The following is a 20,251-nucleotide window of genomic DNA, read 5'->3' on the forward strand; positions in this document are numbered from 1 at the left end:
GGGGGTATGCCATGAGACCGAGCGGTCGCCCTCGTCAGGCGGACATCGCTCGACTGGCCGGCGTCTCACAGCCGACCGTGTCCCTGATCCTCGGCGGCGGCGCCGCGGCCATGGGCATCGCCGAGGAGACCCAGCGCAAGGTCATGGAGGCCGCCGAGCGACTCGGGTACATGCCCGACCCGATCGCCACCCGCCTGGCGGCCGGGCAGAACAACCTGCTCGGCCTCTACACCTTCACCGCGACCTTCCCCACCGAGATGTCCCACGCCTACTACCCGTTCCTGGTGGGCATCGAGGAGGAGTCGGCGGCGCAGGGCTACGACCTGCTGATGTTCATCGCCTCCAGCGTCACGGGCGAGCGCCCGCACGCCCAGGTGCTCAACCGGGTACGGCTGGCCGACGGCTGCCTGTTCCTGGGCAGGCACCTGCCCGTGCCGGAGATGGACCGCCTGCTGGCCACCGATCTGCCCGTCGTCTACATAGGGCGGCACGACGAATTCGGCGACCGCCTGCCCTACGTCGGCGCCGACTACGTCTCCGCCGGCGCCGCCGTGGTGCGGCACCTGGCGGGGCTGGGCCACGAGCGCATCCTGTACGTGCGCGAAGCCGACGAGGCGATCACCTCCGTCGACAGGGAGACGGGCTTCAGAAGCGGCATGGACGAATGCGGGCTGGCGGCCGAGGTGGTGCGCACCGACGGCACCGACCTGACGCCCGACCGCCTGCGCGCCTGGCACGACCAGGGCGTCACCGCGATGGTCACCGAGGCCACCGACACCGACGCCGCCCACCGCGCCCTCCTGGCGGCCGCCGGAGGCGCGGGTCTCCGCTTCCCCGACGACCTCTCCCTGGCCACGCTCGGCGACCCCCGCGACCGCGCGGCGGGTCTCACCGGCTTCGCCGTGCCCCGTCGCGAAATGGGGGCCGCGGCCGTCCGGCTGCTCACGAAACTCATCGCGGGAGACCGTACGGTCCCCAGGCACCAGCTCATGACCTGCGAGCTGGAGCCGGGCGAGACCGCGGCACCTCCCCGTTAGCCCTCTCGAAAGGCATCCATGACCGACATCCTCATCGTCGGCGGTGGGCTCGGCGGCGTCGCCGCAGCCCTGGCCGCCTGCCGCGCGGGCCACGACGTCGTCCTCACCGAGGAGACGGACTGGATCGGCGGCCAGCTCACCGCTCAGGCCGTACCCCCTGACGAGCACCCGTGGATCGAGAGCTTCGGAGCCACCGCCACTTATCGTGACGTGCGAAGCTCCATCCGCGACTACTACCGGCGCTGGTACCCCATGACCGGCGGCGCGCAGCGCTGGCGCGAGCTCAACCCCGGCGCCGGATATGTCAGCAAGTTGTGCCACGAACCACGCGTCTCCCTGGCGATCTTGCAGGCCATGCTGGCTCCCCACGTGGCCGCCGGGCGCCTGCGCGTCCTCCTCGAACACCGCCCCGTCGACGTCGAGGTGGACCGTGACCGCGTCAGAGCCGTCACGCTGCTGGACCTTCGCTCCGGCGACTCGAACACCATCGCCGCCGCCTATGTCCTCGACGCGACGGAGACCGGCGAGTTGCTGCCGCTGGCGCAGGCGGAGTACGTCACGGGCGCTGAGGCCCGCCGCGAGCACGACGAGCCGCACGCGCCGGACGAGCACCAGCCGCTGAACATGCAGGGCATCACCTACTGCTTCGCCGTCTCCCACCACGACGGTGAGAACCACGTCATCGACCGGCCTTCGGACTACGGATTCTGGCGCGACTACCGGCCCGGCTTCTGGCCCGGGCCGCTGCTCGGCCTCAGCGCACCGGACCCGCGCACCCTGGAGCCCGAGGCCCGCTGGTTCGACCCCAACCCGCCCGGTGACCCCCGCGGGGTGCTGGCCGACCAGAGCGCCCAATCAGGGGACAAGGACCTGTGGATGTTCCGCAGGATCCTCGCCCGCGACCTGTTCGAGCCCGGCTTCGCCGCGTCCGACATCACGTTGGTCAACTGGCCGCTGAACGACTACTGGCTGCGCCCGATCATCGAGGTGGACGCCGGCACGGCGGCGCTGGCGCACAGGGAGGCCAGGCAACTGTCGCTGTCGTTGCTGTACTGGCTCCAGACCGAAGCGCCCCGCCCAGACGGCGGCACCGGTTTCCCCGGGCTCCGGCTCCGCCACGACGTGGTCGGCACCGCCGACGGGCTGGCGAAGTCCGCCTATGTCAGGGAGTCGAGGCGCGTCCGCGCGGTCACCACCGTCACCGAGCACCACGTCTCCAGAGCCATCCGCGGCGACCGCGGCACGCTGCGGCACCATGACTCCGTCGGAGTCGGCGCGTACCGCATCGACCTGCACCCGTCGACCGGCGGGGACAACTACATCGACATCGCCAGCGTGCCCTTCGAGATCCCGCTCGGCGCGTTGCTGCCTGTCAGAATGCGCAACCTGCTGCCCGCGGGGAAGAACATCGGCACCACGCACATCTCGAACGGGTGTTTTCGCCTGCATCCTGTGGAGTGGAACGTGGGTGAGGTCGCGGGCCGGCTGGCCGCGTACTGCCTGCGCCGGGGGGTGGAGCCGCAGGAGGTCAGGGAGAAGGAGACCCTGCTGGAGGAGTTCACCGGGGAACTGGACAAGATCGGAGTCGAGCGCCACTGGCCGGCGCCGGCGGGCTACTGATCCTTGGCGAAGCCGGGGTAAGTGTGGTCAGCGCACCGTCCGGTGCGGGGTGGGCGGCGGTTCCAGGCTGACGCGGGCCACCGCCTGGACATGATCAAGCTGCAGGGCGTCGCGCATGTGCCGCAGCGCGAACGTGGACAGGTGCCGGCTGAGCTCGCCCATGGGCGCCCGCTCGTCGGCGACCACGCGTAGCCGCACTTCAGGGCGGTGATGCGAGCCGGCCAAGCCCGCGTCGGCGCTGAACACGGCCGGGCTCGACGCCACGTCGGCGGCGACCGCGTGCGCCATCCCGTCCGCGGACACTTCCGAGAGGCCGGTCGGCGACCTCTCCAACCGGATCGGGCGGTGCGTGATCTCCCTGCGGCCCTGTGCCGACAGCCAGCGCAACGCCAGCAGCGCCACCACGATCGACACGATCGCCACGGCCCACCAGATCGCCGGGCTGTTGCGGGCGAAGAACCCCTGCACGCCGCCGTCCACGATCGAGGTCCGGGCGGATCCGAAGCCGCCCAGCCCGCGGGCCGTCGCGAGCCCGCCCAGTACGATCAGCGCCATCCCGACCAGCGCGAGTCCCCATCGGTTGCCCCGGCTGGTCTTCCTGTTCACTTGCGCTCCTTGACGTCCACGGTCACCCGGTACGGCTCCACGAGGTCCAGTCCCGCCAGCCTGGCGAGCACGGCGGCGCGCACCTCCTGGGCGAACCTCTCCTTGTCCCACCCCGACGTGGAGGGCGTGACGGCGACGGTCCAGCCCCGAAGCGTGGCATGGGCCGAGTGCACGCCCGGCACCTCCTCGGCCGCGTGTGCCAGGGCCCTGGTGAAGCTCTTGGGGCGCAGTCCGATGATCACGTCGGGGTCGCCTGTGCGTACCGGCATCATGCGCGGCCGTCCCGGCACCAGAGCGGTGATCAGCAGCGCCAGCCCGAGCAGCGCCACGACCATCGAGGCCAGCACGAACAGCGGGTTCGACCACGGTGTGGAGACCGCCCAGCCGAGCATCCGGTCGTAGGGCACCAGGCGCAGCGGATCGCCGAGCAGCGCGGAGACGGTCTCGGCGGCCACGAGCAGGCCCAGAAGCGTGAGCAGCAGGGCCACCACGATGGCCGGCGCCCTCCTGGACGGGCGGAACGCCCGCACAGCCGCCCGATCGGCGGCCTTGTCACGCTTCGCCTGGCGGGCGTCTCCGGGACCGCCTTCAGGAGGAACGGCGACGTCCTCTGGCCCTGGTGTCCGCCCGGTCATGGCAGGTCACCGCCGAAGCCGGTCATGGTCACGTCCAGACGGGTGACGTTCAGGCCGGTCTGGGCGGCGACGCGAGCGATCACGTGCTGCCTGAGCCGCGCCGCCACGGCGCGCAGCGGCGACGGGTAGGCGACGCTCACGTTCAGGTGAACCGTGGCCTGCTCGCCGCGGACCTCGGCGTCCGGCCGGCGCGACCGCGACGTGCCTCCGGGACGCACCCGCAGCACCTCGGGAAGCTCCTCGGCGGCGCAGCAGGCGATCTTGGCGACCACCCGGCCCGCGATTCGGGTGCGCCCGCGCATCTCGGGCGGCGGAGGCGCGGGACGCAGCACCGGCACGGCCCCGGTGCCTGCCACGCTGCCTGCCACGGCGCCCGTGCCGGTGGCAGCGATCACTTCCGCCTCACGGACAGGTTCACCTCGCCGGTCTCGGCGATCCTGCCGACGAGGTAGCCGACGGCGCCGAGCACCAGCACGATCAGGAACGCCATCAGCCCGCCGAACGCCCCGACGATCCCGAGAACGATGCCGACGGTCATCCCGATCAGCGGTAGCCACTGGTTGTTCATGGTCCCTCCACGATGTCGTCGATGCGCACGTTCACCAGGCGCTCGCCGGCCAGGTCCGTCACGGCTCGCCGCACCTCGTCGGCGGTCTCCGGGAGCGGGCGGTCCATCGTGGCCACGATGGCGATCTCGACCGCGCGGTCGTTCACGGAGACGCCCGTCAGCCGCCGGCCCGGCAGGTAGGTGGCCACGGTCCCGAACAGGCCGCCGGACAGCCCGGCCACGCCGGCACATGATCGCGCCCGCTCGGCGATCGCCCGCGCCTCGTCCTCGGGGCCCGTCCCGAAGCCGTCGTCCACCCTGGAGCCCGCGTCCCCGGCCGGGCACGTTCCGGTTCCGGGGCTCGCACCGGACCTTGGGGCCGGGCCCGCGTCCGTCATTGGACCCGCGGCTCCGGCTCGGTCTCCTGCCTGCGGCTCTTGTCGCTTTCCCGGTCGCGGTCCTGCTCGGGCAGATGGACGTCGTCGACGCGGATGTTGACCTCGGTCACCTCGAGCCCGCACATCCGCTCGATCGCGTTCACGACGTTCTTCCGCACTGCCCCCGCCAGGTCCGGGATCGCCATGCCGTACTCCACCACCAGGTCGAGGTCGATGGCGGCCTGCCGCTCGCCCACCTCCACCGACACGCCCTGCGTCACGCTCTCGTCGACACCGACGATGCCGCGTACGCTGCTCAACGCGCGCGCCGCGCCCCCGCCCATGGCGTGGACGCCGGACATCTCGCGCGCGGCGAGCCCGGCGATCTTGGCGACGACGACGTCCTCGATCCTGGTGGTGCCCTTCTCGGTGACCAGCCCGGCTCCCGGGCCGCCCTCGTACGTCCTGGCCCTCGGCACGGTCGCGGCCTGACCGGTTTCCGTAGCTCGGTTGGACATTGTGTCCGACACGACCTGTCACCTCCCTGCTTGTCCTCAATAGGCACTGATATCCGCCCAAATGCACCTGATGCCTCATAAAAAGGACTTTGGAAACATTTGTGACAATTACTTACTAATGGGCAGTTGGGGGCGGCCGCCTTGTCCACGGCGAAAGAGGCCAGGCGCACGGATACGATCGAGTGGTCCCGTTCGGAGAAGGAGGCGCGGTGCCGGGCACGCAGGAGGCGAAGGGCGGCGGGGCGCAGGTCGCCGAGCAGGCCAAGGCTGTCACCTGGCTCATGCTGATCTACCGGGTGCCCAGCGAGCCGACCAGGCTGCGGGCCGCGGTCTGGCGCAAGCTCCGCACCCTCGGGGCCGTCTACCTGCAGAACTCCGCGGCCGCCGCGCCGCGCACGCCGCAGAGCGAGCGGGCCCTGCGGGCGCTGCGCAGCGAGATCGTCGAGTCGATGTCCGGGCAGGCGTTCCTGGTCACCACCTCGTCGGTCATCGGCGAGTCCGACCTGGTCGCGCTCTACAACGCCGCCCGCGACGACGAGTACGAGGAGATCCTCGACAAGTGCGCCGACTTCCACGAAGAGGTGGCCAAGGAGGTGCGGGCCAAACACTTCACGTACAGCGAACTTGAGGAGAACGAGGAGGACCTCACCAAGCTCAAGGGCTGGTACGAGAAGGTCAAGGCCCGTGACGTCCTGGGCTCGCCGCGGCGCAAAGAGGTGATCAAGGCGCTCGACGACTGCGCGCGGACGCTGGAGGAGTTCGCCGCCTCGGTGTACGAGGCCGAGGACACCGCGATCTTCCAGCACGGCGCCGGCTGAGCGCGGGCCGCCCACCCCGGCCCGCCGCCGGCTACCGGTCGCGCGCGTCGATCCGCAGCGCGATGGCGAAGGCGGCCATCAGGCAGAGGCCGAGCACCGGCGTGAGCACCATCGACGGCACCGCGAACGCCAGCAGCGCCACCGTGCCCAGTGCCAGCGTGACGACCACGGCGACGGCGATCTTCCAGTCGTCGCCGACGATCAGGTCGTACCAGAACTGTCCGAACCCTCGGATGAACCTCATGTCCGGCTCCCGGAAGCAGTGGGCGCGACCTCGGATCGCGCGTGGGATGGACGCCTGAGCGCGCGCACCATCAGCCGCGACAGCCCGTACCAGGCGGCGATGAGCACCAGGATCGCCAGGTCGGCGCCCGGCCACTCCAGGCTCTCGCGGCTGCCGGTGAAGATGCCGAGCCCCTCGACCGCCCAGAACGTGCCGAAGCCGGCCAGCAGCAGGCCGACGCCGTACTTGAGCGTGTTCTCCGGCACCTTCGACAGCGGCCCCCTGACGGCGATGCCGGCGACGAGCACGAGGAGCACGCCGATCACGGCCGCCCCGATCGCCACCGGCAGGTTGCCGGCGCTCAGGCCGAAGGTGATCACGATGAAGACGACCTCGACGCCTTCGAGGAAGACGCCCTTGAAACTGATCATGAACGAGAACCAGTCGAGCCCCTTGACCTCGCCCGCGTCCTTCGCGGCGGCGACCTCCTCCGCGAAGATCTGGTCCTCGTCGTGCATGGCCTTGCGTCCCGACGATCTCAGGATCGCCTTGCGCAGCCACTGCAGGCCGAAGATCAGCAGCAGGCCGCCGATCGCGAGCTGCAGCGCCGCCTCCGGCAACCAGGTCGCCAGGGCGTAGCCGGCGGCGGCGGTGAAGGCGGCCAGGGCCACGAGGGCCGCGCCCACGCCCATGAGGGTGGAGCGCCAGCTCCGCGTCATGCCCATCGCCATGACGATCGTCAGGGCCTCCACCATCTCCACGATCGAGGCCAGGAGCACCGCCGCGCCCAGGCCCCATGCGGCCGCGGTCATCGGCCCACCTCCTTCCGTTGCGCCAAAAATGTGACAGTTGTTAGTTTTCCCATATATCGCTGGATATGTCCATGGAGGCCTGGATGTTCGCCCGTGCGGTACACCCCGCCCCGATCGCGGGCCGCGACCGCCCACCGCCGGTTGCGTATGGCCGGCACCGGGCCGCGTCCACGAGGCGATAGAGGCCAGCAGTACACCTCCCGCCCGGGCGGGGGCGCCGCGGCGGTGCTGCTGGCCAGCGGGGTGCTGCTGGTGGTCTGGGGTCTGCTCGGGCTGCGCTACCGTCCCCTGCGCCACCTCGAGGACGTGGTACCCGACGCCGCGCCACCGCCCGAGTCAGCGGCCGACCTCGACGCCATCCAGGCGAAGGTGCTGAACGGATGACCCTCGTGACCATGGCCGACGTGACCGCCGCCACGACCCGGATCGCGCCCTACGTACGGCGCACACCGCTGCTGCGGCTGCCCGGCGAACGGCTCTGGATCAAGCCCGAGAATCGGCAGCACACCCACTCGTTCAAGGTGCGCGGCGCGGTGAACGCCGTGGCGCGCCTCGCCGAACGGGGCGTCGGACACGTCATCGCCCAGTCCTCCGGCAACCACGCCCAGGCTGTCGCGTACTCCGCCGCCGGGCACGGCGTGCGGGCGACCGTCGTCCTGCCGGACACCGCGCCGGAGCTGAAGGTGGGGGCCGCCCGCCGGCTCGGCGCCGAGGTGGTGATCGTGCCACCGGCCCTGAGGGAGCACACCTGCCTGGCCCTGGCCGACAGGCTCGCGGCCACGGTGGTCGGCTCCGACGACTTCGACGTCATCGCCGGGCACGGCAGCACCGGTATCGAGATCGGCCGTGACCTGTCCGATGCGGGCACGATCCTGGTGCCCGTCTGCAACGCCGGCCTGCCGGCCGGGATCGCGGTCGCGGCCAAGGCCGTCCACCCGGCGATTTCTCCTTCGTGTTCCTGGGCACCTATCAGCGGCTGGTCCGGTGCTGGGCGCCGGCCATGACCGGCAGGGACCCGGCCGGCGCCGCGGCGGAGGCCGAGCGGCTCATCGCCACGAACCTCCTCGGCCGCCGCGCCTCAGGATTGAGCGCAGGTCGCGGGGCAGAACTTGGCCTCGGGGTAGCGCGATGACGGCTTGTCCAGGAGGGGCTGCCGCTGCCCCCTCAGGTGCTGGTCGAGGAAGGCCGTCACGTATGTGCGGGTGAGCTCGGCGGCGCGTGCCGCGGGCAGGACGCCGTAGGCGGGCTTGATGCCGAGGGCGTTCGACAGCAGCGGGGTGTCGGTGAAGGACTGGTGTTCCGCGCCCGTCAGCACGATCCAGCGCTTCCATCCGGTCAGCAGCTTCCAGTCGCGATCCCACGTGGGGGCAGGGCCTCCGGAGACGTGCTGCGCCGAGCCCAGGAACATGAACGGCCGGGAGAACCCGCTCTTGGGAATGCGGGCGTAGGCAGTGCCGTCCATGTCGACCCCGGCTCGCACCCGGGAGTCTTCGAGCATGGTCGCCATGGCGCTGGACCCGCCGATCGACTGGCCGACCATCGCGATGCGGGAGCGGTCGATCCGGTCGGAACCATCCCATTTCGACGGTAACTGGTCGAGGACGAAGGAGACGTCGGCCGCCCGGCCCGCGACCAGCCCTGCGCCGAAGCCGGGATCGGAGTTGCTGTCGCAGGCGAGGCATTCGGCGACGCGCCCGTCGGGGAAGGTCGTGGCGTAGCTCTCGTAGGTGTGGTCGATCCCGGCCACGACGTACCCGCGGCCGGCCAGTTCCTCGGCCAGGGACGTGAGCGTGCTCATCGGCTTGGTGAAGCCGGGGGAGAGCACCACCAGCGGCAGCTTCCGCCCAGCGAGGTCGGCGTCTTCGATGGCGTTCGTCCGGGTCTTGCTCAGCGTGTCGTACGGCGCGCTCGCAATATTGGTGCCCTTCAGGAGGAGCTCCGATTCCTTGGGAGTCATGTACGGCGCCCGCCGCCCGTCCTTCTGCTTGGCCGGGTACCACAGGGTGACCTTGAGTTCCCTGGCGTCGACGTCGAGGTTCCAGGGATCGGGGCGGGAGGTGTCCTTCAGGTACAGGGCGGTGGTGCCGACCGGGTGGGCGCCGGTGGGGGCGGGCAGGGTGGCAGGCCCGGCCGGCGCGGCGGGCACGGCGTCGGATCGGGGCGGCGCGGGTACGGAGCAGGCGGACGCGGCCAGGACGGCCAGTCCCGCGGCGACGGCCAGGAGCTGTCTCATGGAGAGGTCCATTCACTTGTGCAGCAAGGTCAGGGCCTTGGTCAGGGCGGGGTCGCGCCCGGCGGCCGCGTCCTTCGGGGTCAGGGGCACGTGGTGGTCGGGTGGCACGCCGATCCGGTCGATGACCTCGCGGTCGGGCCCCAGGTGGTGTTGGGCGGGAAAGCCCAGCAGGGTGTTGTTACGCAGCAGGTACGCCTGCGCCGGGCCGGAGATCACGCCGGCGGTCCTGGTGCCGATCAGCCGGCCGGCGCGCAGATCCTTGACCGCGGAGCTGAAGTGTTCGCACGCCGAGGCGCAGCCGCGGTCGGTGAGCACCATCAGCGGCAGGTCGACCAGCTCGACGGTGTCGTCGGTCCGCGAGGTCGCGCACTTGCCGTCCACAGCGCAGTGGTAGGCGGTGACCTTGCCGTGGACGAACGCGCTCACCAGGCGGGTCGCCTCCGTGGGGCTGCCGCCGCCGTTGCCGCGCAGGTCCAGCACGACGCCGGACAGCGTCCGGCCCTCGCGCAGCCTGGAGATCGCCCGCAGGACCCGGTCCGCGGAGTCGGGGGCGAACGCGGTCATCCGTACGTAGGCGATGTCGTCGTCCAGCAGCTTCGACTGCACCACTTGCAGGGTGGCCAGGTCCCGCTGGTAGAGGCCGGGCTTGAGCGTCACGCTCCAGCGGCGGCCGGTGCTCTGCCGCAGGAGCCGCAGCTTGACGGGGCGCGCTTCCGGATACCGGGGGTAGAGGGCGTTGATCGCGGGGGTGGCTCGGCCGTCGATGAAGGGCGCCGATCCGTTGATCGATTCGATGATGTCGCCCGGCCGCAGCCCGGCGGCCCGCGCCGCGCCACCCTGCACGGTGGTGACGAACAGCGGGGCGAGGGCGACGCCGAGGTTGCCGTCCGCCTGCGAAGCGTCCACGTTCGCCGCAAGCCCCAGGCCGTAGCCGTCTCCGTCGTAGTAGTCCGGCGGCTGCTTGACGTCGTGCGTCCAGCCGGCGTGGTCGTCACCGAGGCCGGCCACGATGGCCTCAAGGGTGCCGACGGCCAGCTTGTCGCGCAGGCCGGGCACCTGATCGGTGATCTTGCGGTAGGCGGTCTCGAAAGCGGCCCAGTCGGCTTTGCGGTCGCCGGTCAGCGCCGGCATGCCGGCCCCCGGCAGGTCGCGCCCATCGCGGTTGAGCTCCTGGGTCAGGGCGGCGAATCCGGCGGTCAGCAGCGCGCGGGCGTCCAGCGTGGCGCCGCTGTAGTAGTTGCCGAGGATGCAGAAGTACGCCTGCTCGATCACGTCGATCGTGGTGGGCCTCTCCGGTCCGGGCGCTCCCTGGGGCGGCGCGCAGACCGTACCGGCCGCCGTGCCCGCCTGGCCGCGCGGCGGCGCCGGTGCCGTGCAGGCCGCCGCCAGGAGGAGGGCGAGAGCGGCGGCCGCGATCCTGACGACGGTCATGACAAGCCTCTCCGCACCCGCCAGAAGCAGAGCCAGGTGAGGCCGAGCGTGAGCAGGGCGTAGATCCCGGTCTCGATCCACTGGAAGGGCCAGAAGCGCTCAAGGGGCTGGTAGGTCGCCTGCTGCCGGTAGCCGAGCCGGTTGATCTCCGCTGTGCACGCGTCCGTGCCCTGTGCCCTTGATTGTGCGCAGGGGCCCGACGTCGTGGAGACCGGGATGGACCGCGCGATCGTCGACGACGGCCCCGAGGCTCCATCGCCGCCGGAGACGGTACGTCCGGACGGATCGACCAGATCACTGGACAGGACCCAGGCGCCCGCGTGGCCGGGAACGGCCGACGTGCTCAGGAAAACCTGCATGGCGCCGCCTTCCTGCCCTTGCGGCACGAGGCCTTCCACGTTCGTCCGGCCGAGCTCGAAAGCCGACGTGACCGGGGGCATCAGATGGGGACGGACCAGCAGCGGCACGGCGAGCTGGATCGCGGCGAAAGCGACCAGGGTGAGTGCCATGGCGGGAAGCGTGCGGCGCACCAGCACGCCCATGGTCACGCCCAGGACGAAGGCGAAGGCCGCGTACCCCATCGGGGCGATGCCGCGCGCGCCGAACACCACAGGAGCCATCCGGGCCATTTCCGGAACCGCTGACTTGTCCAGGGGTTCGGACCACCAGGTGACCGCAAGGCCGCACAGGCCGGTGGCGACCATGGCGGCCAGGCCGGTGAGCCCGAGCTTGACCGCCAGCCAGCGGCCGCGGCTGACGCTCTGGTTCCACACCAGCAGGTGTGTGCCCGACTCCAGCTCGCGGGTGATCAACGGTGCTCCCCAGAAGAGCCCGACCAGCGCCGGCAGGATCAGCACGACGACGGTGAGGGCGAGGAAGGGGATCTGGTAGGTGTCGAAGAAGCGGTCGAAGAAGTCGTCGCAGGTGTTGTCCGAGGTGCAGCCGGCGATCCCCGCGGCGTAGTGGGAGGCCAGATCCGGGCCGGTCAGGGCCAGCACAGCGGTGAGGACGACGAGTACGGCGGCCGTCAGCGCGGCCGAGCCGCGGAGCTGGCGCCAGGTCAGCCAGATCATCTTTGCACCTCCAGGTCGGCGGTGCGCCTGTCCATGTAGGCCAGGACGAGGTCCTCCAGGCTGAGCCGGCTGACCGTCCAGGCGGGGTCGTGGACCGGGGCGCCGGCACGGACCACGTACGTGCTCTGCCGCTCGGTGTGCCGCGCGGAGACCACCTGCCGGCCGGCGGGCAGCCGGTCGGGATCGTGGCGCGGGCCGGTGAGCCGGTGATGGGTGGCCACCAGCCGGTCGGTCTTCCCGGCGATCTGGACGCGGGAGTCGACGAGCACGATCAGGTAGTCGCAGACCCGTTCGAGGTCGGAGACCAGATGGGAGGAGAGCACCACGCTCAGCTTGTGTTCGACGGCGGCCTCCATCAGTCCCTGCATGAACTCGTGACGGGCCAGCGGGTCGAGCGCGGCCGCGGGTTCGTCCAGGATCAGCAGCTCGGGCCGCTTGGCCAGGCCCAGGGTGAGGGCGAGCTGGGCGCGCTGGCCGCCCGACAGCCTGCCCGCCCGCTGCGCGGGGAGGAGCCCAAGTCGCGCGATGCGTTCCCGCGCCAGGGCGGTGTCCCAGCGGGGGTTGAGCCGGGCTCCCAGGCGCAGGTGTTCGGCGACGGTCAGGCCCGCGTAGACAGGGGTGTCCTGGGCGACGAACCCGACCCTGGCCAGCTGCGCGGGCGTGCCCCCCGGCCGGCCGCCGAGCACGGTGATGCCGCCCGCCGTCGGCTCCAGCTGGCCGCCGGCCAGCTTCAGCAGCGTGGACTTGCCGGCTCCATTGGGGCCCACCAGCCCCACGACGTGGCCCGCCGGGATGCCGATGGTGCACTCGCGCAGCGCCCAGCGCTTGCCGTACCTCTTGCCCAGTCCCTGGGCCTCCAAGACAGAGCTCACGCCATGTCCTCCTCGAATCATGAACAGCGCCTCGATCGTCGAGGTCGCGGCTCCACGGCGGCGTGGTGCCGGGAACGAAACTAGGAACTGCCCACGCCGGTGCGCTTCGGCCGTCAAAGCGAGATCGCCTACCGCTTGAGAACGAGGGGCCGCCGGCTCATCCCTGAGATCTACTCCCGAAGACCGTGAAACCCCGTCACGACGGCCGATGCGGGACGGACGGGGCAGGCGTGACAATGTGCCGGTGGAAACCGGTGAACGACGGCCGTGGTGGCGGCATGTGCTCGACCTGTACAGCCGGCTGAACGAGGACTACTCGGATCAGCGTGGCGACGGACCCCCAAGGCTGTCTCGTAGAGCACTCGCCGCCGACGTGGTGATCGCGATCGTCCTGACGGTCATCGCAGTGGCCCTGGCGGTGAAAGATCCGGCGATCGGCCCCGCGCATCAGCCCGCAGCGATCGAGTATTTGCGCCTCCGGCCTGGTTCCCCGGCCGACCACGCACTACCTCCCGGCGCATCCCCACCCTTCGGCAATCGGCTCGTCCAGCTTCCGTCCCAGGACGACCCGCCCGCGTTCCTCGTGGCGCTGACGGCGTTGCCGCTGGCGGCGCGGCGCCGCTACCCGCTCATCACCTTCTGGGTGGTGCTGCTGGCGGCGCGGGCCACACACGCGGACGCGACCTGGATCACCGTGCTGGCCTGCGCTGTCGCCGCGTACGGCGCCATCGTCCACAGCCGTAACCGATTCCTGGCGATGGGCGGCCTCGTGCTCGCGGCCGGGCTCGCCGGCTCCGGGTTCGGGGACGTCGCGCCTGCACTGCCGGGCTGGGTGGGGCCGTTCGTCCTCCTGCTGGGCGTCGGGTTCTTCGCCAGCTTCGTCCGTTTCTGGCGGCGACAGCTGGGAGCCAGCCGGCACCGGCTCGCCGAGCTGCAGCAGGAGCAGGCGGACGCCATGCGCAGGGCTGTCACCGAGGAGCGGTCCCGGATCGCCGCCGAGCTCCACGATGTGGTGACCCACAATGTCAATGTGATGGTGATCCAGGCCGGCGCGGCCCGCAGCGTGATGGACGCGGAGCCGGAACAGTCGAAGCAGGCTCTGCTCGCGATCGAGTCCGGCGGCCGGGCCGCCATGGCCGAGCTGCGCCATGTCATGGGCCTGCTCGCCGGACCGGGCGGCGAACGCCTCGACGGGCCGTCCGACGGGCTCGAACCCCAACCCGGGCTCGACCAGCTCGACGGCCTGGTGGAACGAGTGCGCGCCGCCGGAGTGCCGGTGCGCGTCGCGCTGTCGCCGCCCGGGCCGCTGCCTCCCGGGATCGACCTCGCCGCCTACCGCGTCGTGCAGGAAGCCCTCACCAACACGATCAAGCACGCGCCCGGGGCCGCAGCGTCCGTGACGATCGGCCATGACGGCGACTGGCTGGAGATCGAGGTGACCGACACCGGCGGGACACGGACTACCGGGTCCCGGACCGGTGCCGGCCGGGGCCTGATCGGGTTGCGCGAACGGCTCGCCGTCTACGGCGGGACCCTGGACGCCGGACGAACGGCCGGGGGCGGTTTCCGGATCAAGGCCCGCGTCCCGTGGAGGACCGCATGACCGAGAGGTTGCGGGCCGTCATCGCCGACGACCAGGCACTGGTACGCACGGGATTCCGCATGATCCTCACCGCCAACGGCATCGAAGTGGCGGCCGAGGCCGCCGACGGGGAGGAGGCCGTCGCCGCGGTCCGCCGTACCAGGCCCGACGTCGTGCTCATGGACATCCGGATGCCGCAGATGGACGGCCTCGAAGCCACCCGGCGGATCCTCGCCGGCGGTGCCGAGGACACCCGCGTGCTGATCCTGACCACCTACGACCTCGACCACTATGTGTACGCCGCGCTCGCCGCGGGCGCGAGCGGGTTCCTGCTCAAGGACGTCTCACCCGAGCACCTGGTGGCCGCGGTACGTCTGGTGCGCTCCGGCGACGCCCTGCTCGCGCCCACCATCACCCGCCGCCTGGTCGAGCGTTTCGCCCGCCGGGACAATGCGCAGCCCACCCTCCACCGCGATCTGTCCCAGCTGACGCCCCGGGAACTGGACGTGCTGCGCCTGCTCGCCACCGGCCTGAGCAACGCCGAACTCGCCGGCCGGCTGACCCTCAGCGTGGCCACGGTGAAGACCCACGTCGCGAGCATCCTGTCCAAGCTCGGCCTGCGCGACCGTGTCCAGGCCGTGGTGGTCGCCTACGAGACCGGCCTGATCTCTCCCGGCGGCACCGGCTGACCGCGAGACCAGGAGACCGGGAGACCTCCTGCGGTTGCTCTCACCCGGCGGAACCTTGATCGGCTACGGCGTCCTGACCGAGGAGCCCATCCCGCGCCCCTCCACGCTATGGGCGATCGGCCGGCTTCGGCTTGCTGATCTGTCCTTCGGCGTCGACCACGACCACCTCGATTCCCTCGGCCGAGAACGGGGCCAGCACTTCTTCCGGGGCGCCGGCGTCGGTCACCAGCGTCCAGGGCCGGGGGAGCCGGACCCAGGCGTGGAACGGACGTCGTCCGAGCTTGGCCGCATGCGCCAGCACGTAGGTCCTGTGGGAACTGCGCGCCATGAGCTCCTTGAGCCGGGTCTGCTGATGGTCGGCCTCGCAGATCCCGCGGTCCGCGGTGACTCCGTCAGCCCCGAGGAAGACGCGGTCGAACGACATCCGCTCCAGGGAGGTCTCGGTGATGGGGCCGACGAATCCCTGGCTGAGGTGGCGCAGCCTGCCGCCGAGACAGACCACATGGAGGCCCTCGACGTCGTCGAGCTCTTTCAGCACGGTCAGGCTCGTGGTGGCGATCAGGAGCCGGGTGCTGGAGCGCAGCTCATGAGCCAGCGCCGCGACGGTCGAGCCGGCGTCGAGCAACACGGACTCGCCGGCTCCGATCTGCTGGGCCGCCCACCGGGCGATTCCGCGTTTGGCCTCGAAGGCGTCACCGACGCGCTGGCGCAACGAGTCCTCGGGGTGCGCGACGACGGCCATCGCGCCGCCGTACGTGCGGGCCAGCAAACCCTGCGCGGTCAGCCGGGCGAGGTCACGCCGGATGGTCGAGGACGTCACGTCGAACGTCGAGGACAGCTCTTCGACGCTGGCCAGACCACTGGTCGTGGCCAAACGCACGATCTCGGCGCGCCGACGCTCAGAGTTACTGGACAACGCTCCTCCTTCTCGGCTTGTCGTTCAACGCCCCGGGGTCAGACGGCCGGGCTGGGAGACATCTGGGCGGCTTGCCGCAGCGCCTCGATCATGCTACCGACCTCGGCGAGGCCCTTCCCGGCGATGTCGAAGGCGGTTCCGTGGTCCACGGACGTGCGGATGACGGGCAGGCCCACGGTGATGTTCACCCCGGCCTCGATGCCGAGGATCTTCACCGGACCGTGGCCCTGGTCGTGGTACATCGCCACGATGAGGTCGTAGTCTCCGCGCCCCGCGACGAAGAACGCCGTGTCGGCGGGCAGCGGTCCCTGCACGTCGATGCCGTCGGCCTTCAGGACCTCGATGGCGGGAACGATCTTCTCGGCCTCTTCCCCGTACCCGAACAGGCCGTTCTCCCCGGCGTGCGGGTTGATGCCGCACACGCCGATGCGCGGGTTCTCGATCCCGGCACGCCGCAGTGCCTCGTGGCCGCGGCGAACGGTTCGTTCCACCAGGCCGGGCTCGATCTTCGCGATCGCGTCGATCAGTCCGATGTGCGTGGTGACGTGGATGACCCGGATCTTCGGTGAGGACAACATCATGGACACCTCGTCGATCCCGGTCAGGTGCGCGAGGAGTTCGGTGTGTCCCGGGAAGATGTGGCCGCCCGCGTGCAGGGCCTCCTTGTTCAGCGGTGCCGTGCAGATCGCTTGCACCTCCCCGGACATCGCCAGCCCGCTGGCGACGCGCACATAGTGGTAGGCGGCCGCCCCCGCCACGGGGGAGACCTTCCCCCACGGCAGATCCTCCGGCAGCAGCGCCAGGTCGATGACATTGACGCGTCCCGGCTGGAACACGGCATCGGCCACGCTGTCGACCGCCACGATCTCGGCGTCGATCCCGAGGATGCCGGCCGCCTGGCGCAGCCGGACGGCGTCGCCGATGACGACGGGACGGCAGAGCTCGGCGATGTGGGGGTCCTGGAGGGCGCCGACGATGACTTCCGGGCCTACGCCGGCCCCGTCGCCCATGGTGACGGCGATGATCGGGGTGGCCGAGGTGCGCGGCTGTGAGCCGACGGGGGCGGTGGTGATGCTCACTAGGGGACCTTTCGCTTGGTTCTGGGGAGGGGTGGGGTCAAGGGTTCCGAGGGAGTGCGGGGCCAGGGCCGTGACGATCTCGACGAGCGAGCCGGGCCCGCCGAAGCTGCCCGGGCGGGTGACCACTGAGCGGCCGTCGGGCGTCCGGGAGTGGACGGCTCCCGGGTGCACCTGTCCGACCGGCGTCAGTTCCCGCACCTGAAGGGCGTCGAGGACGCGCCGGGCGGTCTCGCCGCCGGTCAGCACGAGGTCCACCGTCCGCGGGGACGCGCGCACCGCGTCCGCGACGACCTCGGCCAGCCGCCCCACGATGTCACGCGAGGCCGCAGGGAGGACGGCGCCGGCGGAGTCGAGGAAGGCCACGACCGCCTGGTCGCCGATCGGGATGCGGGGGAGGGGGTCCCGTCCGCCGGGCGTGCCGAGGAGCGCCGTCAAAGGCAGGGCCACGGGTACGGCTCCCGCCTCGACCAGCCGGCGGACCTGTTCGGCCGCGACCGGCTCGGCGCTGCCCACCACGACGAGCGGCGCCGGGCGGGCCAGGTCGCCGGGCCGCGCCGCCTGCGCGGGGACGGGCTCATGCTCCTCGACGGCTTCGCCGAGACTCCGCAGATGACGCCCGAGCGCGTCGGCGAGCCCGCCGGATCCGACCAGCCGCACCGACGGCACGGCCAGCGCGGCACGCAGCACGGCGTCCAGATCGGAATCCGTCTCGGCGTCGCACAGCGCGATGTGCGAGTCTTCGGCGCAGGAGGCGATCGCGTCGGAAAGGCGATCCGATCGCACGGTCGCCAGGTCCAGCACGCGGGCCGGAAGCGGCGCCAGGGCCGCCTCGACCGACGTCGGAGCGGAGACGCCGTCCACCGCCCAGGCGTTCGCGCGGTGGAGGGCCACACCGGCCAGGTGCAGCACGCCGCCGCGTACCACCCGATCCAGGCCGGGCAGGGCAGGGGCGACGACGATGCCGGCCCCAGGCGTCGTGAGCGCGGCCACCTCCGCCGCGACGTTGCCGCGCAGCAGGGAGTCGATCTTCTTGAAGACCAGCCGCGGGCGACCGGCCGAGGCCAGGCCGAGCGCGGAACGCACGGCCGCGGCGGCCTCGGTGGGAGGCCGGTGCCGGGAGTCGGTGTCGACCACCAGGATTTCGGCGGGATCACACTCGCCCCGCACGGCCTGGTGAGCGAGAACAATCCTTGTGCGTGTTTCGCGCATCATTATTCGCGCTGCCGACTCGGCCGCGCCCGAGAGGTCGTCGGCCACGATGAGGACACCGCGCGCGGCCGTGCTTCTCCTGGGCGTCAAAGAATCCCCCGATGTGATCGATATATGCACCTCAAGCAGGCTCTCGCTACCCCCGCGGAACCCATGAACGATCCGCTCCGGAGCGAGGCGTGCACGTCGGCGCAGCCGTCGTCTTGACTGGATGATGTCACAGCTTGCACAAAATGCGCTAGAGCACTTGCGCGAAGCGCGCATGCATGTAATGGTGCAGCAACGTCGTTGTGACGTGGGAAACATCCGGTCCTGGCAGGCGGCCGCTGAGAAGCGCACCGCTGAGGACGGTCCAGAAAGCGAGAAGCCCAGTGACTCATCTCGGAAGCGGCCCCCAGTACTCCCGCCGAAGTCTTCTCCGTCTCGGTGCTCTCACAGGCGCGGCCATGACGTTGGGTCCCCTCGCCGGCTGCGCGGGACCGGGGCCCGTCCCCGGCGCCGGCTCTGGTGCCGGTTCCACCGCCGGTCCGGGCCTCACGCTGGCGCTCAACCGCTCACTCGTGTCGCTGGACAACAAGCTCAACCAGTTCGATGCCGCCGTCAGCGTCCAGCGCGGTGTCCGCCAGGCACTGACCTTCATCGATCCGAAGCTCACCGTGCAGCATGTCCTGGCCGAGAAGTTCGAGCTGACGGCTCCCACCGAGTGGACGGTCAAGCTGCGTGACGGCATCCGCTACTCCGACGGCAGCCCGATCAAGGTCGAAGACGTCTCGACGGCCCTGCAGATGTACCAGAAGGTTCCCGGATCGTTCCTGGCCGGCCTGTTCCCCGAATGGCCGACGGTCACCCCCGTCGACGCGAGCACCTTCAAGCTCGTGACCGAGAACCCGGTGCCGACACTCGACTACCTGATGGCGAACATCCTGATCACCCCCGCCGCCGCGAACAAGGCGGAGGAACTTCAGGGCGGTATCGGCTCGGGCCCCTACGTCGTCACCTCCGCGAACCGCGGCACCGGCGAGTACACGCTGCAGGTCAACGACAAGTACTGGGGCCCCGCGCCCGGGATCAAGACCGTGCAGGTCAGGTTCCTCCCGGAGGAGGCCAACCGCGTCGTCGCCCTGCGCAGCGGCGAGGTCGACGTGATCGACGCGATCTCCCCCGATGCGATCAGCCAGCTCTCCGGTCTCGGCGACGTGGAGATCCAGCAGGTGCCGAGCACGCGCATCACGCAGCTCTTCTACAACTTCCGCAAGCCCTCCGGGCACCCCCTCGCCGACGCGCGCGTGCGCGAGGCGCTCAGCTACGCCATCAACGGCCCCTCCCTGATCAAGGACGTCTTCGCCGATTCGGTGACCCAGGCCCGAGGCGTGGTGGCCGACACCCTGACCGGGGCGGTGCAGACGGGCGAGTACGTCTACAACCCGCAGAAGGCCAAGCAGATGCTCGAGGCCGCCGGGGTGAAAGATCTCAAAATCAAGATCATCTGGGAGACCGGGGAGTTCGCCAACGACACGAGCGTCATGGAGGCCGTGGTGGAGATGCTCAAGGCGGTCGGCGTGCAGGCCGAACTCCAGCAGTTCCAGCCGGGCGGCGACATCTCCAAGTGGCGACAGGGCCGGGGTGGCGACTGGGACGTCCTCGGCAACGGCTACCCCGGCCCGACCGGGCTGGCGCTGACTCCGCTGCAGGGCATGTTCGCCGGCACGGAGGAAAAGGAGGCCACCCGGGACACCTACCACGGCTACGTGTTCCCCAAGATCACCGAAATGCTCCAGAAGGCCTCTCGGGAAACCGACAAGACGGCCCGGGACGCCCTGCTGGCCACCGCCCAGAAGGAGATCTGGAACACCTGGCCCTGCATGTGGGCCTTCGTCCCCAAGACCGTCATCGCCCGGCGCAAGCGTGTGCAGAACGTGCTGCTCAGCCCCACCAACTCCTACGACCTGGCAGCTGTCCGGCTGAATGGATGAA

At 70.9% G+C, this 20,251-nt stretch carries 22 protein-coding genes; 8 read left to right on the top strand and 14 right to left on the bottom strand.

The annotated features are described in order from the left end of the window. Positions 1–11 precede the first annotated feature (11 nt). Positions 12–1,037 carry a LacI family DNA-binding transcriptional regulator gene (locus ACIBQ1_RS19785; protein ID WP_397279295.1) on the top strand — a complete coding sequence of 342 codons (1,026 nt, stop codon included), beginning with the start codon at positions 12–14 and terminating at the stop codon, positions 1,035–1,037. An 18-nt stretch (positions 1,038–1,055) separates the two neighbouring features. Further along, a complete protein-coding gene (locus tag ACIBQ1_RS19790; protein ID WP_397279296.1) occupies positions 1,056–2,657 on the top strand; it encodes an FAD-dependent oxidoreductase in 1,602 nt (533 codons plus the stop codon). Between the two features lie 27 nt (positions 2,658–2,684). On the opposite strand, the gene ACIBQ1_RS19795 is transcribed toward ACIBQ1_RS19790, so the two are convergent. The 6 genes from ACIBQ1_RS19795 to ACIBQ1_RS19820 form a co-directional block, all read right to left on the bottom strand. Next, positions 2,685–3,263, bottom strand: coding sequence for a hypothetical protein (locus ACIBQ1_RS19795; RefSeq protein ID WP_397279298.1), 579 nt, complete (start codon positions 3,261–3,263; stop codon positions 2,685–2,687). After that, positions 3,260–3,898, bottom strand: coding sequence for a DUF6286 domain-containing protein (locus ACIBQ1_RS19800; RefSeq protein ID WP_397279299.1), 639 nt, complete (start codon positions 3,896–3,898; stop codon positions 3,260–3,262). The genes ACIBQ1_RS19795 and ACIBQ1_RS19800 overlap by 4 nt, the downstream gene beginning before the upstream one ends. Further along, entirely contained in the window at positions 3,895–4,293 is a 399-nt protein-coding gene (locus ACIBQ1_RS19805) for an Asp23/Gls24 family envelope stress response protein (RefSeq protein ID WP_397279301.1), read from the bottom strand. The genes ACIBQ1_RS19800 and ACIBQ1_RS19805 overlap by 4 nt, the downstream gene beginning before the upstream one ends. Then, complete coding sequence (locus ACIBQ1_RS19810; protein WP_397279303.1) at positions 4,290–4,466, bottom strand: DUF2273 domain-containing protein; 177 nt, start codon at positions 4,464–4,466, stop codon at positions 4,290–4,292. Before ACIBQ1_RS19810 ends, ACIBQ1_RS19805 begins: the two co-directional genes overlap by 4 nt. Beyond that, the gene (locus tag ACIBQ1_RS19815) at positions 4,463–4,762 is read right to left on the bottom strand and encodes a hypothetical protein (protein ID WP_397279305.1); all 300 of its coding nucleotides are present in this window, start codon (positions 4,760–4,762) and stop codon (positions 4,463–4,465) included. Before ACIBQ1_RS19815 ends, ACIBQ1_RS19810 begins: the two co-directional genes overlap by 4 nt. A 77-nt stretch (positions 4,763–4,839) precedes the next feature. Further along, positions 4,840–5,340: an Asp23/Gls24 family envelope stress response protein gene (locus tag ACIBQ1_RS19820; protein ID WP_397279757.1), complete on the bottom strand. Its 501-nt coding sequence runs from the start codon at positions 5,338–5,340 to the stop codon at positions 4,840–4,842. A gap of 209 nt (positions 5,341–5,549) precedes the next feature. Here ACIBQ1_RS19820 and ACIBQ1_RS19825 point away from each other — a divergent pair, with 209 nt between their 5' ends. After that, positions 5,550–6,158, top strand: a complete 609-nt coding sequence (locus ACIBQ1_RS19825) for a Chromate resistance protein ChrB (RefSeq protein ID WP_397279307.1) — start codon at positions 5,550–5,552, stop codon at positions 6,156–6,158. 31 nt (positions 6,159–6,189) lie between these two features. Here the strand turns inward: ACIBQ1_RS19825 and ACIBQ1_RS19830 are convergent, their stop codons facing one another. After that, complete coding sequence (locus ACIBQ1_RS19830; protein WP_397279309.1) at positions 6,190–6,402, bottom strand: hypothetical protein; 213 nt, start codon at positions 6,400–6,402, stop codon at positions 6,190–6,192. Further along, on the bottom strand, positions 6,399–7,193 hold the full coding sequence (locus tag ACIBQ1_RS19835) for a COG4280 domain-containing protein (RefSeq protein WP_397279310.1): 795 nt from the start codon (positions 7,191–7,193) through the stop codon (positions 6,399–6,401). The genes ACIBQ1_RS19830 and ACIBQ1_RS19835 overlap by 4 nt, the downstream gene beginning before the upstream one ends. A gap of 93 nt (positions 7,194–7,286) precedes the next feature. Between ACIBQ1_RS19835 and ACIBQ1_RS19840 the strand changes: the two genes are divergently transcribed. Further along, positions 7,287–7,577: a hypothetical protein gene (locus tag ACIBQ1_RS19840; RefSeq protein ID WP_397279311.1), complete on the top strand. Its 291-nt coding sequence runs from the start codon at positions 7,287–7,289 to the stop codon at positions 7,575–7,577. After that, positions 7,574–8,197 carry a threonine/serine dehydratase gene (locus ACIBQ1_RS19845; RefSeq protein ID WP_397279312.1) on the top strand — a complete coding sequence of 208 codons (624 nt, stop codon included), beginning with the start codon at positions 7,574–7,576 and terminating at the stop codon, positions 8,195–8,197. The genes ACIBQ1_RS19840 and ACIBQ1_RS19845 overlap by 4 nt, the downstream gene beginning before the upstream one ends. A 74-nt stretch (positions 8,198–8,271) precedes the next feature. Here ACIBQ1_RS19845 and ACIBQ1_RS19850 read toward each other — a convergent pair whose 3' ends face one another. Genes ACIBQ1_RS19850 through ACIBQ1_RS19865 form a run of 4 tightly spaced genes read right to left on the bottom strand, consistent with a single transcriptional unit; the run spans position 8,272 to position 12,802 of the window. Next, positions 8,272–9,426: an alpha/beta hydrolase family protein gene (locus ACIBQ1_RS19850; protein WP_397279313.1), complete on the bottom strand. Its 1,155-nt coding sequence runs from the start codon at positions 9,424–9,426 to the stop codon at positions 8,272–8,274. A 12-nt stretch (positions 9,427–9,438) separates the two neighbouring features. Further along, on the bottom strand, positions 9,439–10,857 hold the full coding sequence (locus ACIBQ1_RS19855; RefSeq protein WP_397279314.1) for a S41 family peptidase: 1,419 nt from the start codon (positions 10,855–10,857) through the stop codon (positions 9,439–9,441). Next, positions 10,854–11,930, bottom strand: a complete 1,077-nt coding sequence (locus tag ACIBQ1_RS19860; protein WP_397279315.1) for an ABC transporter permease — start codon at positions 11,928–11,930, stop codon at positions 10,854–10,856. The genes ACIBQ1_RS19855 and ACIBQ1_RS19860 overlap by 4 nt, the downstream gene beginning before the upstream one ends. Beyond that, positions 11,927–12,802: an ABC transporter ATP-binding protein gene (locus tag ACIBQ1_RS19865; protein ID WP_397279317.1), complete on the bottom strand. Its 876-nt coding sequence runs from the start codon at positions 12,800–12,802 to the stop codon at positions 11,927–11,929. Before ACIBQ1_RS19865 ends, ACIBQ1_RS19860 begins: the two co-directional genes overlap by 4 nt. 244 nt (positions 12,803–13,046) lie before the next feature. Between ACIBQ1_RS19865 and ACIBQ1_RS19870 the strand changes: the two genes are divergently transcribed. Together ACIBQ1_RS19870 and ACIBQ1_RS19875 are read left to right on the top strand one after the other, a co-directional pair. After that, the gene (locus ACIBQ1_RS19870) at positions 13,047–14,405 is read left to right on the top strand and encodes a sensor histidine kinase (protein ID WP_397279319.1); all 1,359 of its coding nucleotides are present in this window, start codon (positions 13,047–13,049) and stop codon (positions 14,403–14,405) included. Further along, on the top strand, positions 14,402–15,073 hold the full coding sequence (locus tag ACIBQ1_RS19875) for a response regulator (RefSeq protein WP_397279320.1): 672 nt from the start codon (positions 14,402–14,404) through the stop codon (positions 15,071–15,073). Before ACIBQ1_RS19870 ends, ACIBQ1_RS19875 begins: the two co-directional genes overlap by 4 nt. Positions 15,074–15,179: 106 nt before the next feature. On the opposite strand, the gene ACIBQ1_RS19880 is transcribed toward ACIBQ1_RS19875, so the two are convergent. Together ACIBQ1_RS19880 and pdxA are read right to left on the bottom strand one after the other, a co-directional pair. Next, on the bottom strand, positions 15,180–15,989 hold the full coding sequence (locus tag ACIBQ1_RS19880; RefSeq protein WP_397279321.1) for a DeoR/GlpR family DNA-binding transcription regulator: 810 nt from the start codon (positions 15,987–15,989) through the stop codon (positions 15,180–15,182). A gap of 38 nt (positions 15,990–16,027) precedes the next feature. Continuing rightward, a complete protein-coding gene (gene pdxA, locus ACIBQ1_RS19885; RefSeq protein WP_397279759.1) occupies positions 16,028–18,583 on the bottom strand; it encodes a 4-hydroxythreonine-4-phosphate dehydrogenase PdxA in 2,556 nt (851 codons plus the stop codon). Positions 18,584–18,723: 140 nt separating this feature from the next. Between pdxA and ACIBQ1_RS19890 the strand changes: the two genes are divergently transcribed. After that, complete coding sequence (locus tag ACIBQ1_RS19890; protein WP_397279322.1) at positions 18,724–20,250, top strand: ABC transporter substrate-binding protein; 1,527 nt, start codon at positions 18,724–18,726, stop codon at positions 20,248–20,250. Position 20,251 lies beyond the last annotated feature (1 nt).

It is taken from the genome of Nonomuraea sp. NPDC050153, assembly GCF_044460125.1.
Lineage (GTDB): Bacteria > Actinomycetota > Actinomycetes > Streptosporangiales > Streptosporangiaceae > Nonomuraea.

What these genes read in the sequence shown, in the direction of transcription:
- ACIBQ1_RS19860 (WP_397279315.1), bottom strand. Translation starts at nt 11,930, where the DNA reads ATGATCTGGCTGACCTGGCGCCAGCTCCGCGGCTCGGCCGCGCTGACG.
- ACIBQ1_RS19875 (WP_397279320.1), top strand. Translation starts at nt 14,402, where the DNA reads ATGACCGAGAGGTTGCGGGCCGTCATCGCCGACGACCAGGCACTGGTA.
- ACIBQ1_RS19830 (WP_397279309.1), bottom strand. Translation starts at nt 6,402, where the DNA reads ATGAGGTTCATCCGAGGGTTCGGACAGTTCTGGTACGACCTGATCGTC.
- ACIBQ1_RS19835 (WP_397279310.1), bottom strand. Translation starts at nt 7,193, where the DNA reads ATGACCGCGGCCGCATGGGGCCTGGGCGCGGCGGTGCTCCTGGCCTCG.
- ACIBQ1_RS19850 (WP_397279313.1), bottom strand. Translation starts at nt 9,426, where the DNA reads ATGAGACAGCTCCTGGCCGTCGCCGCGGGACTGGCCGTCCTGGCCGCG.
- ACIBQ1_RS19810 (WP_397279303.1), bottom strand. Translation starts at nt 4,466, where the DNA reads ATGAACAACCAGTGGCTACCGCTGATCGGGATGACCGTCGGCATCGTT.
- ACIBQ1_RS19790 (WP_397279296.1), top strand. Translation starts at nt 1,056, where the DNA reads ATGACCGACATCCTCATCGTCGGCGGTGGGCTCGGCGGCGTCGCCGCA.
- ACIBQ1_RS19890 (WP_397279322.1), top strand. Translation starts at nt 18,724, where the DNA reads ATGACGTTGGGTCCCCTCGCCGGCTGCGCGGGACCGGGGCCCGTCCCC.
- ACIBQ1_RS19855 (WP_397279314.1), bottom strand. Translation starts at nt 10,857, where the DNA reads ATGACCGTCGTCAGGATCGCGGCCGCCGCTCTCGCCCTCCTCCTGGCG.
- ACIBQ1_RS19800 (WP_397279299.1), bottom strand. Translation starts at nt 3,898, where the DNA reads ATGACCGGGCGGACACCAGGGCCAGAGGACGTCGCCGTTCCTCCTGAA.
- pdxA (WP_397279759.1), bottom strand. Translation starts at nt 18,583, where the DNA reads ATGTTTCCCACGTCACAACGACGTTGCTGCACCATTACATGCATGCGC.
- ACIBQ1_RS19820 (WP_397279757.1), bottom strand. Translation starts at nt 5,340, where the DNA reads ATGTCCAACCGAGCTACGGAAACCGGTCAGGCCGCGACCGTGCCGAGG.
- ACIBQ1_RS19845 (WP_397279312.1), top strand. Translation starts at nt 7,574, where the DNA reads ATGACCCTCGTGACCATGGCCGACGTGACCGCCGCCACGACCCGGATC.
- ACIBQ1_RS19785 (WP_397279295.1), top strand. Translation starts at nt 12, where the DNA reads ATGAGACCGAGCGGTCGCCCTCGTCAGGCGGACATCGCTCGACTGGCC.